The organism is Mycobacterium sp. ACS4331, from assembly GCF_001667265.1.
GTDB lineage: Bacteria > Actinomycetota > Actinomycetes > Mycobacteriales > Mycobacteriaceae > Mycobacterium.
This window is the reverse complement of record NZ_LZHW01000083.1, coordinates 1-13,466: the sequence shown is the minus strand read 5'-3', so window position 1 is coordinate 13,466 and position 13,466 is coordinate 1. Positions and strand designations below refer to the sequence as shown.

Annotated in this window: 13 protein-coding genes; 5 read left to right on the top strand and 8 right to left on the bottom strand. The window is 70.7% G+C overall.

Annotated features, from left to right (window positions below; all coding sequences use genetic code 11):
- Positions 1 to 25: 25 nt before the first annotated feature.
- Positions 26 to 1,504 carry a ComEC/Rec2 family competence protein gene (locus tag A5727_RS19325; RefSeq protein WP_502687694.1) on the bottom strand — a complete coding sequence of 493 codons (1,479 nt, stop codon included), beginning with the start codon at positions 1,502 to 1,504 and terminating at the stop codon, positions 26 to 28.
- Positions 1,501 to 2,334: a ComEA family DNA-binding protein gene (locus tag A5727_RS19320; protein WP_068253381.1), complete on the bottom strand. Its 834-nt coding sequence runs from the start codon at positions 2,332 to 2,334 to the stop codon at positions 1,501 to 1,503. Before A5727_RS19320 ends, A5727_RS19325 begins: the two co-directional genes overlap by 4 nt.
- 113 nt (positions 2,335 to 2,447) lie before the next feature.
- Between A5727_RS19320 and A5727_RS19315 the strand changes: the two genes are divergently transcribed.
- Positions 2,448 to 3,497 (top strand): NAD(P)H-dependent amine dehydrogenase family protein, encoded by a 1,050-nt coding sequence (locus tag A5727_RS19315; protein WP_157521464.1) that lies wholly within the window; start codon positions 2,448 to 2,450, stop codon positions 3,495 to 3,497.
- Here the strand turns inward: A5727_RS19315 and A5727_RS19310 are convergent.
- From A5727_RS19310 to A5727_RS19285, 6 genes are all read right to left on the bottom strand, one after another.
- A complete protein-coding gene (locus tag A5727_RS19310; protein WP_068253365.1) occupies positions 3,494 to 4,327 on the bottom strand; it encodes a DegV family protein in 834 nt (277 codons plus the stop codon). The two genes, A5727_RS19315 and A5727_RS19310, sit on opposite strands and share 4 nt — an antisense overlap.
- Positions 4,328 to 4,330: 3 nt before the next feature.
- Positions 4,331 to 5,068 (bottom strand): diglucosylglycerate octanoyltransferase, encoded by a 738-nt coding sequence (octT, locus tag A5727_RS19305; RefSeq protein WP_068253364.1) that lies wholly within the window; start codon positions 5,066 to 5,068, stop codon positions 4,331 to 4,333.
- Complete coding sequence (gpgP, locus tag A5727_RS19300) at positions 5,058 to 5,726, bottom strand: glucosyl-3-phosphoglycerate phosphatase (protein WP_068253361.1); 669 nt, start codon at positions 5,724 to 5,726, stop codon at positions 5,058 to 5,060. The genes octT and gpgP overlap by 11 nt, the downstream gene beginning before the upstream one ends.
- The gene (gene rsfS / locus A5727_RS19295; RefSeq protein WP_068253359.1) at positions 5,723 to 6,106 is read right to left on the bottom strand and encodes a ribosome silencing factor; all 384 of its coding nucleotides are present in this window, start codon (positions 6,104 to 6,106) and stop codon (positions 5,723 to 5,725) included. The genes gpgP and rsfS overlap by 4 nt, the downstream gene beginning before the upstream one ends.
- The gene (gene nadD, locus A5727_RS19290; RefSeq protein WP_286150199.1) at positions 6,103 to 6,732 is read right to left on the bottom strand and encodes a nicotinate-nucleotide adenylyltransferase; all 630 of its coding nucleotides are present in this window, start codon (positions 6,730 to 6,732) and stop codon (positions 6,103 to 6,105) included. The genes rsfS and nadD overlap by 4 nt, the downstream gene beginning before the upstream one ends.
- A gap of 81 nt (positions 6,733 to 6,813) precedes the next feature.
- A complete protein-coding gene (locus A5727_RS19285; RefSeq protein WP_068253355.1) occupies positions 6,814 to 7,539 on the bottom strand; it encodes a GntR family transcriptional regulator in 726 nt (241 codons plus the stop codon).
- Positions 7,540 to 7,690: 151 nt separating this feature from the next.
- Between A5727_RS19285 and A5727_RS19280 the strand changes: the two genes are divergently transcribed.
- Genes A5727_RS19280 through A5727_RS19265 form a run of 4 tightly spaced genes read left to right on the top strand, consistent with a single transcriptional unit; the run spans position 7,691 to position 13,299 of the window.
- Positions 7,691 to 9,190 (top strand): amino acid permease, encoded by a 1,500-nt coding sequence (locus A5727_RS19280; RefSeq protein WP_068253352.1) that lies wholly within the window; start codon positions 7,691 to 7,693, stop codon positions 9,188 to 9,190.
- Position 9,191: 1 nt separating this feature from the next.
- Positions 9,192 to 10,649 (top strand): FGGY family carbohydrate kinase, encoded by a 1,458-nt coding sequence (locus tag A5727_RS19275; protein WP_068253351.1) that lies wholly within the window; start codon positions 9,192 to 9,194, stop codon positions 10,647 to 10,649.
- The gene (locus A5727_RS19270; RefSeq protein WP_068253346.1) at positions 10,649 to 12,049 is read left to right on the top strand and encodes an NAD(P)/FAD-dependent oxidoreductase; all 1,401 of its coding nucleotides are present in this window, start codon (positions 10,649 to 10,651) and stop codon (positions 12,047 to 12,049) included. The genes A5727_RS19275 and A5727_RS19270 overlap by 1 nt, the downstream gene beginning before the upstream one ends.
- The gene (locus A5727_RS19265) at positions 12,046 to 13,299 is read left to right on the top strand and encodes an NAD(P)/FAD-dependent oxidoreductase (protein WP_231992161.1); all 1,254 of its coding nucleotides are present in this window, start codon (positions 12,046 to 12,048) and stop codon (positions 13,297 to 13,299) included. The genes A5727_RS19270 and A5727_RS19265 overlap by 4 nt, the downstream gene beginning before the upstream one ends.
- The last annotated feature ends 167 nt before the right edge of the window (positions 13,300 to 13,466 follow it).

Sequence of the window (13,466 nt, the reverse complement as noted above, 5' to 3'; positions counted from 1 at the left end):
ACCGCGGCGACATCCCCGAGAACGCCTAGCCGAACCCGGCCAGCACCCAGGCCACCGCGAGCACACCCCCACAGCCGGCGCCGATCCGGAACCAGCGGACCCGCCACAGCAGCACGGTCGCCACCGCACCGAGCGCCACGAGGGCGACGCCTGCGAACCCCGAGGGCACCGACACCGCGGCGTGCGGCGACCCGCCGGCCCAGCCCGCGACGTGCAGCAGCCACCACAGCTGGGGACCGGTGAATCGGATCAGCAGGGTTGCCGCACCGGGCCACCACGGAGCCAACACCGCCGCCGCGGTACCGAGCACCGTGATGGGGGCGATGACGGCGCTGACCGCGAGATTGGCCAGGACGGCGACCAGGCTCAGCCTTCCCGAGATGCCTGCGATCAGGGGCGCGGTGACCAGGTTGGCGGCCAGGGCCAGACACACCGCGTCGGCCACCGGTTTGGGCCATCCCCGCGCGGTGAGTCGGCGTGACCACACGGGTGCGAGCACCACCAGTGCGGCCGTAGCCGCGACTGAGAGCGCGAAGCCGGCATCGACGGCGAGCTGCGGCGCGGCGATCATCAGGGCCAGCACCGAGGCCGCGAGCGCGGGGATCGCCTGCCTGCGCCGGGCGGTGAGCAGACCGAGCAGGGTGATCGCGCCCATCACGGCGGCCCGCAGCACGCTCGCGGTGGGCTGCACCACGATCACGAACGCGACCAGGGCCAGCGCCGCCAGACCGACCGCGGTGCGTGGGCCGATCAGGCTGCCGGCCAACAGGACCGCGCCGCACACGATGGTGACGTTGGCACCTGAGACCGCGGTCAGATGCGTCAGGCCGGCGGCCCGGAACTGCTCGGTCACAACGGGTGTGACAGCCGAGGTGTCGCCCAGCACCAGTGCGGGCAGCATCGCGGCCTGCCCGGAGGGCAGCACCTCCCGCGCCCGCAGCGCGAACCGGTCCCGCACCGCGCCCGCGGCGCGCTGGATTGCGGAGGTCCGGCCGAACTGCGGCGGCCCCGTCGCGTTGAGCGTCGCGACGGTCAGGTCGTGTCGGGTGGCGCGCCCGATGCGTGCGGGGAAGCGCATCGGCCGTCCCACCGCGGCGGCATGGAAATCGAGGACCGGGGCGAAGACCACCACCCGGCCCCGCGTGGGGTCCTGACCCACCTGCCGCAGGTCCGCCCTGATCAACAGCCGCCCCGAGCCCAGCGATCGCGGGGATTCCGTCGGGACGAGGGTGACGTCGGTGACCCGTCCGCTCTGCTGTGCGATCGGGTGGGCGCGGACGGCGTCGGCGCGCATCGTGACCGCGACCCCGAATCCGGCGCCCACGCACGCGACCCCGACGACGGCAGCCCCCACGACGCGCGGCCGCACCAGCAGCGTTGCCACCGCGAGCAGCAGACATCCCGCCGCGAGCACGGGACCGATCGGCCAGCGCACCCCCGCGGCGGTGATCGCCCACGCGACCGCCGCCGCGGGCACCAGACGGATGTCGAGGCGCTCATTCACACCCGCACCTGATCGCGCAGCTTGTCCAGCCGGGCCGGCCCGATCCCGTCGACCTCGCCCAGTTGGTCGACACTGCTGAACCCGCCGTGCTGGGCGCGCCAGGCGACGATCGCCTCCGCGGTGACAGGCCCCACACCCGGCAGCGCGTCGAGCTGTTCGACCGTGGCGGCGTTGAGGTCGATGGGGCCGGAAGCTGCACCCGGTGCCGGGCCGGGCGAATCATCCTGCGGCCCAGTGCCGCTGATCGAACTGCCCAATGCCGGCGGCGCGCCCGGCGCCGCCGTGACGCCGACGACCACCTGCTCGCCGTCGGCCAGCCGCCGCGCCATGTTCAGTCCGACCGTGTCGGCACCCACGAGTACGCCGCCCGCCTCGGCGATCGCCTCGGCCACCCGCGCGCCGGGCGTCATGGTCACCAGGCCGGGCGTCTGCACCAGCCCGACGACGCTGACCACCAGCGGACCGGGTGCGGCGGTGTGCGCAGCCGAGGGGGCCGCACTGCCCGTCCCGGCCATCTCGACGCTGGGCAGATTGGCCGAGGCCACCGGCGCGGGATCGTCGCGCATCAGCGTGATGATCGTGACCAGCACCGCGACGGCGGCGATGACGGCCAGCGCCACGGCACCGGTGCGGCCCGGGTCGGCCCGCAGGGCCGAGAGCTGTTCACGCAGCGATCGGTCACGGCCCACCTCGGCCTCGGGCAGCCACCGCGGCAACAGCGCCGCGGACGCATCGGACGCCCCGGGTTCGTCGGCGTGGTCGGCGTCACGCGCGTGGGGCTGCTCCCCCAGGCGGCGCAGCAGCTGGTCGACGGGTGGTTCGGTGCGCATGCCGCGACGTTAGATCCGTGCCGCGACCGATCGCGGGCATGTGCGTTCCGCAGAGTGGGACCTGTGGACGAAGACCGCACTGTGCACAACCACGCACCGGTAGCGTGCCAGCCGTGACGGGCCTCAACCGACCCCTGCGGGTGATCCAGTGGACCACGGGCAACATCGGCCGCCGATCGCTGCACGCGATCATCGGGCGCGACGATATGGAACTCGTCGGCGTCTACGCACACGGCGCCGACAAGGTGGGCAGGGACGCCGCCGAATTGGCGGGCCTCGACGAGCCCACCGGCGTCACGGCAACCAACGACATCGGCGCACTGCTGGCGCTGGGCGCCGACGCGTGCTGCTACAACCCGTTGTGGCCCAGCATCGATGAACTGGTGGCACTGCTCGAGTCCGGCGTCAACGTCTGCACCAGCGCGGCCTGGATCACCGGGGGCAAGCAGACTCCGGCTGACCGGGAACGGATCCTGGCGGCCTGTGCGGCGGGCAGATCCAGCATCTTCGGCAGCGGCGCCCATCCCGGCGTCACGAACATGGTCGGCATGGTGCTGTCGAGTTCCTGCGAGCGTGTGGACGAGATTCGGATCACCGAGTCGGTGGACTGCTCCACCTACGAGTCGGCGGGCACGCAGTCGGCCATGGGGTTCGGCCGCGATCCGAGCACGCCGGGTCTGGCCGAGAGTGTGCGCGTGGAGAGTGAGGTGTTCGCGGAGTCCGCCGCGATGATGGCCGATGCCATTGGGGCGCAACTGGACCGGATGACGTTCGACGTGGAGTTCACCGCCGCCACCGACGACACCGACCTGGGATTCATGACCATCCCGAAGGGCACCGTCGGCAGCGTGTACGGGTACCACCGGGGCTGGGTCGGTGATCGCAATGTCGTCTCCGTCGGATTCAACTGGACCATGGGGGATCACGTGACGCCGCCGAAGCCACTTGAGCATGGGCACGTCATCCAGGTCTTCGGGGTGCCGAACATGCGGACCGTGCTGCACTGCCTGCCGCCGGCGGACTGGCCCGAACCCGGATTCATGGGTCTCGGAATGATCTACACCGCAATGCCGGTCACCAATGCGGTGCCCGCGGTGGTGGCGGCGCAGCCGGGCATCGTGACGCTGGCCGACCTGCCTCCTGTGACAGGCCGGTTCGCCTAACCCGCGTCGGGCAGGTCGAGCACCACCGCGACGGCGCTCGCGCCGACGTGCAGGGCCAGCACGGGGCCCAACTCCGAGATCAGTGCGGGATCGCAGGCGGGCAGTCGCTCGGCCAGCGCGTCCGCGACCTCGGCGGCACCCTCGGGGTTGTCGACGTGATGCACCGCCAGCGCGGCCTTGCGGTCCCCCACGATCTCGGCGACGCGGTCGATCATGGTGGCGACGGCTTTGCTCGGCGTCCGGACCCGCTGCGCGAGAACAAGTTTCCCGTCGTCGATGCGCAACAACGGCTTGAGCGACAGTGCGGTGCCCAACCAGGCCGCGGCCCCGCCGATCCGGCCGCTGCGCCGCAGGTTGTCCAGGCGGTGCACCACGATGTACCCATGGCTGCGGGAGACCGCAGCCTGCGCGGCGGCGGCCGCGGCGACCAGGTCGGCGCCGTCGGCCGCCGCACGGGCCGCCGCCAGCGCGACGAAGCCGGTGCCCATCGCCGTCGAGCGGGAATCGACCACCCGCACCGGCGCATCGAGTTCGCGCGCGGCCTGCTCGGCCGCGCCGAAGGTGCCGGACAGGGCCGACGACAGGTGCACCGCCACGACACCGGCGCGGCCGCTGTCGGCCAACGCCGCCTCGTAGGCCGCCCGCAGTTCGGCCGGGCTCGCCGCCGCCGTGGTGGCCTGCCGGTCGTGGATGTCGAGGGGAACCTCGTCCACGCCGTCCCGGAGGTCATGACCGTCAACCAGAACGTGCAGGGGGACGACTCGAATGCCGTGTGCTGCAGCGAGTTCAGCGGGCAGTCGAGCGGAGGAATCAGTGACGACGACAGGCACCGCTCAGCCGCCGGCCTTCTCCAGCGCCGAACCGAGCGCTTTGAGCATCAATTCCGCCACCGCCTCGTGGCCCTCGAAGTTCCAGTGGATGCCGTCCGGGTTGCCACGACCTGCGAAGATGTGTTCGGCGACGGCCTCTTTGAGGTCCACCAGGGCGATGTCGTGCTGCTGCGCCCATTCGGTGATCGCGGCCACCGTGCCCGCCCGGCCGTGATGGGCCCGGCCGTAGGTGTCGGCAATGTGCACGCTGGGCAGCGACGCCACCATCGGGATACCCGGACGGTTGAAATCGATGGCACCGCGCGTCATCTCGAGGTACTCCACGGTCAGGTGCGGCGGCAGCGCTGAACGTGAGATCGGCGAGAGCCGCGGCTGCAGCCAGCCGTAGCCGTCCCGAACCCATCGGCGCAGAGTCGCCGGACGGACGTAGCGGATCCCCTCACGCAGCGCGGTCGGCAGCGGGGACGGCAGCGAGTCCATGCCGCTGGTCGCGAAGATCACCGCACCGGCGCGCGGCAGCGCAGCCCATGACCGGGGGTCCTGGGTGGCCGCCCACCACACGTCGCGGCATGTCCAGCCGATTCGGCCGATCAGCTCGAGGTCCCAACCAAGTTGGGAGGCAACGATATTGGGCCAGATCCGGGGATCGTCTGCGGGCAGTCCGCCGGTCGGGCCGTAATAGGACAGCGAGTCGGCGAAGACCAGCAGGGTCTTGCGATCGCCCGTCGGCTCAGAGGACATCGTTGGCCACCTGCGCAGAGGCGTTCCACACATCCAGCCGCCACCGGATGTCGGCGAAGTCGGCGTCGGGCGCCGAATGTCCCGCCAATTGGACCCAACTGGCGTTGCCCATCCCGCCGAGCACCGGCCAGTTGTCCACCGGGATGCCCAGCAGCGCCGCGGTCAGCGCGGCGATCAGCCCGCCGTGCGCCACCAGCACCACCGGCCGATCGGACTCCTCGACGCCCCACTCGGGGTTCGCCGCGGCGATCTCGGCCACCAACGGCACGCTGCGCTCGGCGACGTCGACCCTGCTCTCCCCACCGTGCGGTGCCCACCGCGCGTCGTCGCGCCAGGCCAGCCGGGCACCCGGTGCCAACGCGTCGACCTCGGTGTGGGTCAGACCCTGCCAGTCCCCCAGATGCGTCTCCCGCAGCCGGGGGTCGACCTCGACCGGCACCCCGGTCCGCTCGGCGAGTGTCACGGCGGTGTCGTAGGCGCGGCGCAGATCCGAGGACACGATCAGCAGCGGCTGGCGTTTGCCGAGCACCTCGGCGGCCGCGACGGCCTGGGCCCGGCCCAGGTCGGAGAGGTCCGTGTCCAGCTGGCCCTGCATCCGACTGCCCGCGTTGTACTCCGTCTGGCCGTGCCGCAGCATCACCAGACGACGGATCCTCATTCGGAGTCCTCCGCGGGCGCCTCGCCGAGGTCGACCGGCACCACCGGGCAGTCCTTCCACAACCGGTCCAGCGCATAGAAGTCGCGCTCGTCGCGGTGCTGGACGTGCACGACGATGTCGACGTAGTCCAGCAGCACCCAGCGGCCCTCGCGGGTGCCCTCACGGCGGGCCGGTTTGTGGCCGGCCAGGCGCATCTTCTCCTCGACCTCGTCGACGATCGCGTTGACCTGGCGGTCGTTGGACCCCGTCGCGATGACGAAGCAGTCCGTGATGACGAGCTGACCGGAGACATCGATGACGACCACATCTTCGGCCAGTTTCGCCGCGGCCGCGCGGGCGGCAACTCCTGCCATCTCGATTGCCTCGGCACTGGCGGTCATAGCGTCACCCCTGTTGGTTGGCCCGCGGTGGCAGGCGTGCGGTACAGACCGCGTTTCGACACGTACTGCACGACCCCGTCGGGCACCAGGTACCAGATCGGTCGTGACTCGGCCGCGCGTTGACGGCAGTCGGTGGATGATATGGCCAACGCCGGGATCTCCACCAAGCTCAGCGCGTCGTCCGGAAGTTCGGCCATGGCCGCCGAGATGTGCTTGCCGTCGAGTTCGAAACCCGGTCGGCTGACGCCGACGAAGCGGGCCATGGAGAACAGGTCCTCCCAGTTCTGCCACGACAGGATCGAGCCCAACGCGTCGGCGCCGGTGATGAAGTACAGGTCGGTGTCCGGGTTGGCGGCCTGCAGGTCACGCAGCGTGTCCTTGGTGTAGGTGGGGCCACCGCGGTCGATGTCCACCCGGCTGACCGAGAAGCGGGGATTGGACGCCGTCGCGATCACCGTCATGAGGTAACGATCCTCGGCGGGTGTGACGTGGCGCTTCTGCTTCTGCCACGGCTCACCGGTGGGGACGAACACCACCTCGTCGAGGTCGAACAGGTCCGCGACCTCGCTGGCGGCGACCAGGTGACCGTTGTGGATGGGATCGAATGTCCCACCCATCACGCCCAGCCGTCGCCTGGGCCGGTCGCTGGCCGGTTGCACGATAGGCCAGCTTACTGGAGGTATAGGCCGCGACCGGCGATGCGCTTGTCACTCGCTCAGGATCTCGGAGACCTCGAAGGCCGCGCGGTCGGCCCGGTAGATGTCGCGGGCGTATTCGACGCAGCGCCCCGCGGAGTCCTCCGTGCGCCGCGTGAGCAGCGTGCCCGCCGCACCGGCCCGTACGCCGAGCTGGCGGCTGGAGAGCTCGTCGAGCACGATCGACTCCAGCACCGCCGTGGAGCGGGTCAGGGTGATTCCGAACCGCTCCCGCAGCACCGCCCAGAGCGATCCCGACGAGGGTTCGTCGAGGATTCCGGGCGTGAGATCTGCGGGCAGATAGGTGGTCTCGAGCGCGAACGGCACGTCGTCCACGGTGCGCAGACGGTGGAAGACGTGCACGCGCGCGTCACCGGACAGCTGCAGCGCGCTGCGCACCGCCGGAGTGGGCTGCTGCTCCTCGGCCCACAGCAACCGGGCGTCCGGATGCCTGCCCAGGCGGGAGACCTCTTCGGAGAAGCTGCCGATGTGGAACCGCACCCGGGGCTCGGCCACGAAGGTTCCGCGCGGCGGGTTGCGGTAGACCACGCCCTCACTCTCGAGCAGCGACAGGGCCTGTCGTGCGGTCATCCGGCTGACCCCGTGCTGTTCCGCCAGCTCACGTTCCGAGGGCACCAGGACATGGGGTCCGAGCTGCTGGGACGAAATGCTCTCGCGGACGAGTTCGGCGATTGCGATGTACCGCGGAGACGTGTGGTTTCGCTGGGGCGCCGCCATCCCATGAGGGTATCGCGCCGCCCGGGACCACTTGGTCTATACCAAGACGCACCCAGTCCCAAGTAAAAAGTGCGTTTCTGGGGTTGACGGTGATCGCCCCCCTCTCCATACTCTGGTTCAACCAGTTGGTCTATACCACCACGGAGGAAGCATGGCAGGTTCTGATTCGGACGCCCGCGACGCCGCCGAACTCGCACAGTTCGGCTATTCGCCCGTGCTCGAGAGACACACCGGCAAGTTCGCGTCCTTCGCGGTCGCCTTCGCGTTCGTCTCGATCGCCACGGGCATCTTCACGACATACGGCTCAGTGTTGAATTCGTCTGGCCCCGTGGGCATCTGGACGTGGCCGATCGCCGTCGTCGGGCAGTTGGCGGTGGCGTTCGTACTCGGCGCGCTGGCGTCCCGGATGCCGGTGACGGGCTACCACTACCAGTGGATGTCCCGGTTGGCCAACCCCGTGCTGGGCTGGATCATCGGCTGGATCTCGTTCGCCTTCCTGGCCGTCGTCGTGGTGGCGGTCGACTACACGATCGCCTCGACGATCCTGCCTGTGCTGCTCAGCTACGAGGGCACCCCCACGATCGCCTGGGTGGTCACCGCACTGGTGCTGTTGGCGCAGTTCCTGCTGGTCGCGCTGTCCACGCCGTGGGCCGAGCGGGTCAACAACGGCTTCGTGACCCTCGAACTGATCGGCATGGTCGCGCTGACCGTCCTACTGTTCGTCGTCGCCGCGGTCCGCGGTCAAATGGACTTCTCCAACCTGATCAGCAAGGGCGCGGTCGCCACCGAGGGCTTCTGGAGCTTCGGCGACTGGACGTCGGCGGGCCCCTGGATGATGGGCTTCCTGCTCGGTGCCTTCACCATCGTCGGGTTCGAGTCCGCCGCCAACCTGGCCGAGGAGACCCACGATCCCGAGCGCGTGGTGCCCAGGGCCATGGTGCAGGCCGTGTTCGCCTCCGGCGTGCTGGGCTTCCTGTTCCTGCTCGCGGTGACGCTGGCCGTCGGGGACCCGGTCGCACTGGCGGAATCGGGCACCCCGATCGCCGACGTCATCCAGAACACCCTCGGATCGGCGGTGGCCACCCTGCTGCTCATCATGGTGGTGCTGGCGATCTTCGCGTGCGGCCTGGTCATCATGATCACCGGCGTCCGGGTGACCTGGGCGATGTCGCGCGACGAGCGCTTCCCGGGATGGCAGCAGTGGAGCCAGATCTCGCCGAGATTCCACACCCCGTTCAAGGCCACGGTGCTGTACTTCGTTCTGGCTCAGCTGATTCTGGCCGTGTTCTCGCATTCGGAGACCGCGCTGTTCACGCTCTTCGGCGCCGCCACCCTCCTGCCTGCGGTGATGTACGCCGCGGCCGTGGTGCTCTACCTCGTCAAGCGGAAGACGTTGCCGCAGAACGGGAAGTTCGACCTCGGTGTCTGGGAGATCCCGATCCTGGTGGTCGCGCTGGTGTGGCTGGTCTTCGAACTCGCACTGTTCCGCGATTCGAGCTTTGGGCAGGCCTGGGCCTATGTTCTGGTGATGGTCGCGATCGGCGCAGCGTATCTCGGATACCTGATGGCGACGCGGGGCCGGCACGGCCTGTCGATGCCGACGATGACCTCGATCGACGCCGAACTCGACGCCCAGGCGGAAAAAGGCTGACATGCCCCACCTTCTGGCCATCGACCAGGGCACCTCGGGAACGAAGGCCGTCGTCGTCGACGAGTTGGGTCGCGCGGTCGCCGTCGCCGAAGTCACCCTGCGGCCGGAGTATCTGCCCGACGGCGGAGTCGAACAGGACCCCAGGGCGCTGCTCGACTCCGTCGTCACCGCCGGGCGCCGCGCACTCGCCGAGGCGGGTGTGCCGGTGGCCGCGGTGGCGCTGGCCAACCAGGGCGAGACCGTTCTGGCATGGGATCGCCGAACCGGGGAACCCCTGACCCCCGCCGTCGTCTGGCAGGACCGGCGCGCCGAACCCCTGTGCGCGGCGAGAACTGATTCAGCGGCCTGGGTCGCCGCCCGCACCGGACTGGTGCTCGACCCGTACTTCTCCGCCCCGAAGATGATGTGGATCAGGGACAACCTGACCCGCGACGGCGTGGTGACGACGTCCGACACGTGGCTGCTGCACCAGCTGACCGGAGCGTTCGTCACCGACGTCTCGACCGCGAGCCGGTCCCTGCTGACCGATCTGGACTCCGGCAAGTGGGACGACGAACTTCTCGAACTGTTCGGACTCGGTGGCGAGCAGCTACCCGAGATCGTCGACTGTGACCAGATCGTCGGCGACACCGAGGTTTTCGGCGCCCGCCTGCCGGTGGCCGGGATCATCGTCGACCAGCAGGCGGCGCTGCTGGCCGAATCCTGCCTCGAGGCGGGCTCAGCCAAGTGCACGTTCGGCACCGGCGCATTCCTGCTGGCACAACTCGGTGCGCACGGCACCCGCTCCTCGGCGGGGCTCACCACATCAGTGGCATGGGGCCTGCGCGGACAGCGGTCCTACTGCGTCGACGGCCAGGTTTACACCGCGGCCTCGGCCGTGCGCTGGGCCGTCGACCTGGGACTGGTTTCGGGCGCCGATCAGCTGGATGCCGTCGCGGCCCACTCCAGCGACGGCGTGCTGTGTGTGCCCGCGCTGGCGGGCCTGGCCGCCCCCTGGTGGGACCCGAGGGCCACCGCCTCCTTCACCGGCATGACGCTGTCCAGCGGACGCGGGCACCTCGTGCGGGCGCTGCTGGAGGGCATCGCCGCACAGGTCGCCTCGCTGGCCGACGCCGTGGCGGCCGACATGGGGCAGCCCCTGACCCGCCTGCGGGTCGACGGCGGTCTGACCCGCTCGGCGGTGCTCATGCAGGCCCAGGCGGACCTGGCCCGCATCCCCGTCGACATCTACCCGTCACTGCACGCCACGGCCCTCGGCGCGGCGGCATGCGCACGCTTGGCACTGGACGACTCACTCACCGTCGCCGACGCCGTCGTCCCGTGGAGTCCCGCCCGTACCTTCGACCCCCAGTGGTCTGACGCACAGGCGCGCGACCACCTCGCCCGCTGGCGCCACAGTGCCACGGCCACCCAGTCCCCCGAACCGCCGACCCTCGACACCCCGGAGCACAACCCCTGATGAGCACACCAGACGATGTCAGCGACGTCATCGTGGTCGGAGGTGGAATCGTCGGCGCCGCGATCGCGCGTGCGCTGGCGGCCACGTCCCTGTCGGTGACCCTGGCCGAAGCCCGCCAGGACATCGGCGACGGCACCAGCAAGGCCAACACCGCGCTGCTGCACACCGGATTCGACGCGACCCCCGGGACGTTGGAGTCGCGCCTGGTGGCCCGCGGCTACGAGATGCTCGGTCAGTACGCCGAGCAGACCGGTATCGCCCTGGAACGCACCGGCGCGATGCTGGTCGCCTGGAACGATGAGGAGCGCGAGGCGCTTCCCGGGCTGAAGGACAAGGCCGAGCGCAACGGCTATCACCGATGCGAGATCGTCGACGCCGACGAGGTGTACCGGCGGGTGCCCGATCTGGGTCCCGGTGCGCTGGCGGGTCTGACGGTGCCGGACGAGTCCATCATCTGCACGTGGTCGACCAACCTGGCGCTGGCCACCGACGCGGTGCGCTTCGGCGCGCGCCTCGTCCGCAACGCGCGCGTGACGGCGGTGCACACCGACGCCGACGGCACCACGCTGACCACCTCGGCGGGCGACCACCGCGGCCGGTGGGTGATCAATGCCGCAGGCCTCGGCGCCGACCACCTCGACCGGGCGTTCGGCCACGACCGCTTCACGGTCACCCCCCGGCGCGGGGAACTCCTGGTGTTCGACAAGCTCTCCCGCCCGATGGTGCCGTGCATCGTGCTGGCCGTACCGTCCTCGAAAGGCAAGGGTGTTCTGGTCAGTCCCACCATCTACGGCAACGTGATGGTGGGCCCGACGTCGGAGAACCTGCAGGACCGTGGTGCCACCGGGACCTCCGAGGAGGGGTTCGACTTCCTCACGACCAAGGGGCGCGCACTGATGCCGAAGCTCTTCGAGGAGGAGGTCACGGCGAGCTATGCGGGACTGCGCGCGGCGATCGACCGCGACGACTACCTGATCGACGTCGACGAGAGCCGGCACTACGTGTTGGTCGGCGGGATCCGCTCCACGGGGCTGACCGCCGGCATGGCGATCGCCGAGTACGTCGTCGGCCTGCTCGCTGAGGTGGGAGTCGACGTCACCGAACGCACCGATCTGCCCGGCCCGGTGCAGGTGCCCAACCTCGGCGAGGCCGGCGTGCGCCCCTATCAGGACCAGGCGCGCATCGCTGCCGACCCCGAGTACGGCCGCATCGTGTGCTTCTGCGAGCGCGTCAGCGCGGGCGAGATCCGGGACACCTTCACCACCCCGATCCCCCCGGCGGATCTCAGCGGGCTGCGGCGCCGCACCCGGGTGATGAACGGACGCTGCCAGGGCTTCTACTGCGGCGCGCACACCCGAGAGTTGTTGGCCGCCAACGACAACGGTGGAGATGACAAGTGACGACACAGCTGGACAGGAAGGTGGCCGTCGCGGTCATCGGCGGCGGTCCTGCCGGCCTGACCGCGGCCACCGAACTCGCCCGCCGGGTGTCCGGCGATGTGCTGGTGATCGAACGTGAGGCCCAGACCGGCGGAATCCCCCGGCACAGCGATCATCTCGGGTACGGCATCCGGGATCTGCGCCGGTTCATCTCGGGCCCCGCCTATGCCCGTCGGCTCACCGACTCCGCGCGCGACGCGGGTGCGCTGTTGGCCACCGAGACCATGGTCACCGGGTGGAGCGGCGACCGGACGCTGCTGCTCACCTCTCCGCTCGGGGTTCAGACCGTCACGGCCGATGCCGTCGTCCTGGCGACCGGTGCCCGCGAGCGGCCACGGTCCGCCCGGATGATCCCCGGCGACCGCGCCGAGGGCGTGCTGACCACCGGTCAACTGCAGAACCTGGTGCATCTGCATCGCGCCGAGGTGGGCTCGCGGGCCCTGGTCATCGGCGCCGAGCTGGTCAGCTGGTCGGCGGTGGTGACCCTGCGCGAGGCCGGGTGCGCCTGCGTCGGAATGGTGACGCCCTACCCGCGGGCCGAGGCCTACCTCGCGTTCCGGGCACCCGGGCGCGCGCTGCTGAAGGGCCCCGTGCTGACCCGCTGTCGGCTGGTGTCGCTGCACGGCAGGGGCCGGGTGCACCACGCTGTGGTCGAGAACCTCGACACCGGTGAGCGCACCACCATCGAATGCGACACAGTGGTGTTCACCGGCGACTGGATCCCCGACCATGAGTTGGCCCGCTCCGCCGGCCTGGCGATGGACGCCGCGACACGCGGGCCGCTGGTGGACGCGCGCCTGGCGACCAGCCGACTGGGTGTGTTCGCCGCAGGCAACCTGCTGCACCCGGTGGACACCGCCGATGGAGCGGCCCTGGACGGCAGGCATGTCGCGGACTCGGTGAGCGAATACCTGCACGACCCCGCGCAGCGCGAGCGTCCAGCCGCCCGCATCCGGGCTGCCGCACCATTCCGTTGGGTCACACCGCAACTCGTGCGCGGCGACGGTTCGGTGGCCCCGCGTGGTGATCTGCTGCTGTGGGTCGACGAATTCCGGCGGCTGCCGAAACTGCGCGCCGCCCAGGACGGCCGCATCATCGGCACCGCACGCACACCGTGGCCGGCCGCGCCGGGCCGGGTCTATCGCGCACCGTGGTCGCTGGTGGCCAACGCCGACCCGAACGGCGGCGACGTCACGGTGAGCTTCGCCTGACGCGGGCCCCTCTCCCCCTCCCGCGAGTCCCCATCCCCCGGGGGGGGGGGCCGCGCGGCGCGGAGGGAGGGCCCCGCCCGGCCGGGTGGGGGGGGGGGGGGGGGGGGGGAAAAAAAACCCGCGCCCCCCCCCCGGCGCCCCCCGCCACCCCCCCCCCCCGCCCCCGG

What these genes read in the sequence shown, in the direction of transcription:
- A5727_RS19275 (WP_068253351.1), top strand. Translation starts at nt 9,192, where the DNA reads ATGCCCCACCTTCTGGCCATCGACCAGGGCACCTCGGGAACGAAGGCC.
- A5727_RS19320 (WP_068253381.1), bottom strand. Translation starts at nt 2,334, where the DNA reads ATGCGCACCGAACCACCCGTCGACCAGCTGCTGCGCCGCCTGGGGGAG.
- A5727_RS19280 (WP_068253352.1), top strand. Translation starts at nt 7,691, where the DNA reads ATGGCAGGTTCTGATTCGGACGCCCGCGACGCCGCCGAACTCGCACAG.
- A5727_RS19270 (WP_068253346.1), top strand. Translation starts at nt 10,649, where the DNA reads ATGAGCACACCAGACGATGTCAGCGACGTCATCGTGGTCGGAGGTGGA.
- octT (WP_068253364.1), bottom strand. Translation starts at nt 5,068, where the DNA reads ATGTCCTCTGAGCCGACGGGCGATCGCAAGACCCTGCTGGTCTTCGCC.
- gpgP (WP_068253361.1), bottom strand. Translation starts at nt 5,726, where the DNA reads ATGAGGATCCGTCGTCTGGTGATGCTGCGGCACGGCCAGACGGAGTAC.
- A5727_RS19285 (WP_068253355.1), bottom strand. Translation starts at nt 7,539, where the DNA reads ATGGCGGCGCCCCAGCGAAACCACACGTCTCCGCGGTACATCGCAATC.
- rsfS (WP_068253359.1), bottom strand. Translation starts at nt 6,106, where the DNA reads ATGACCGCCAGTGCCGAGGCAATCGAGATGGCAGGAGTTGCCGCCCGC.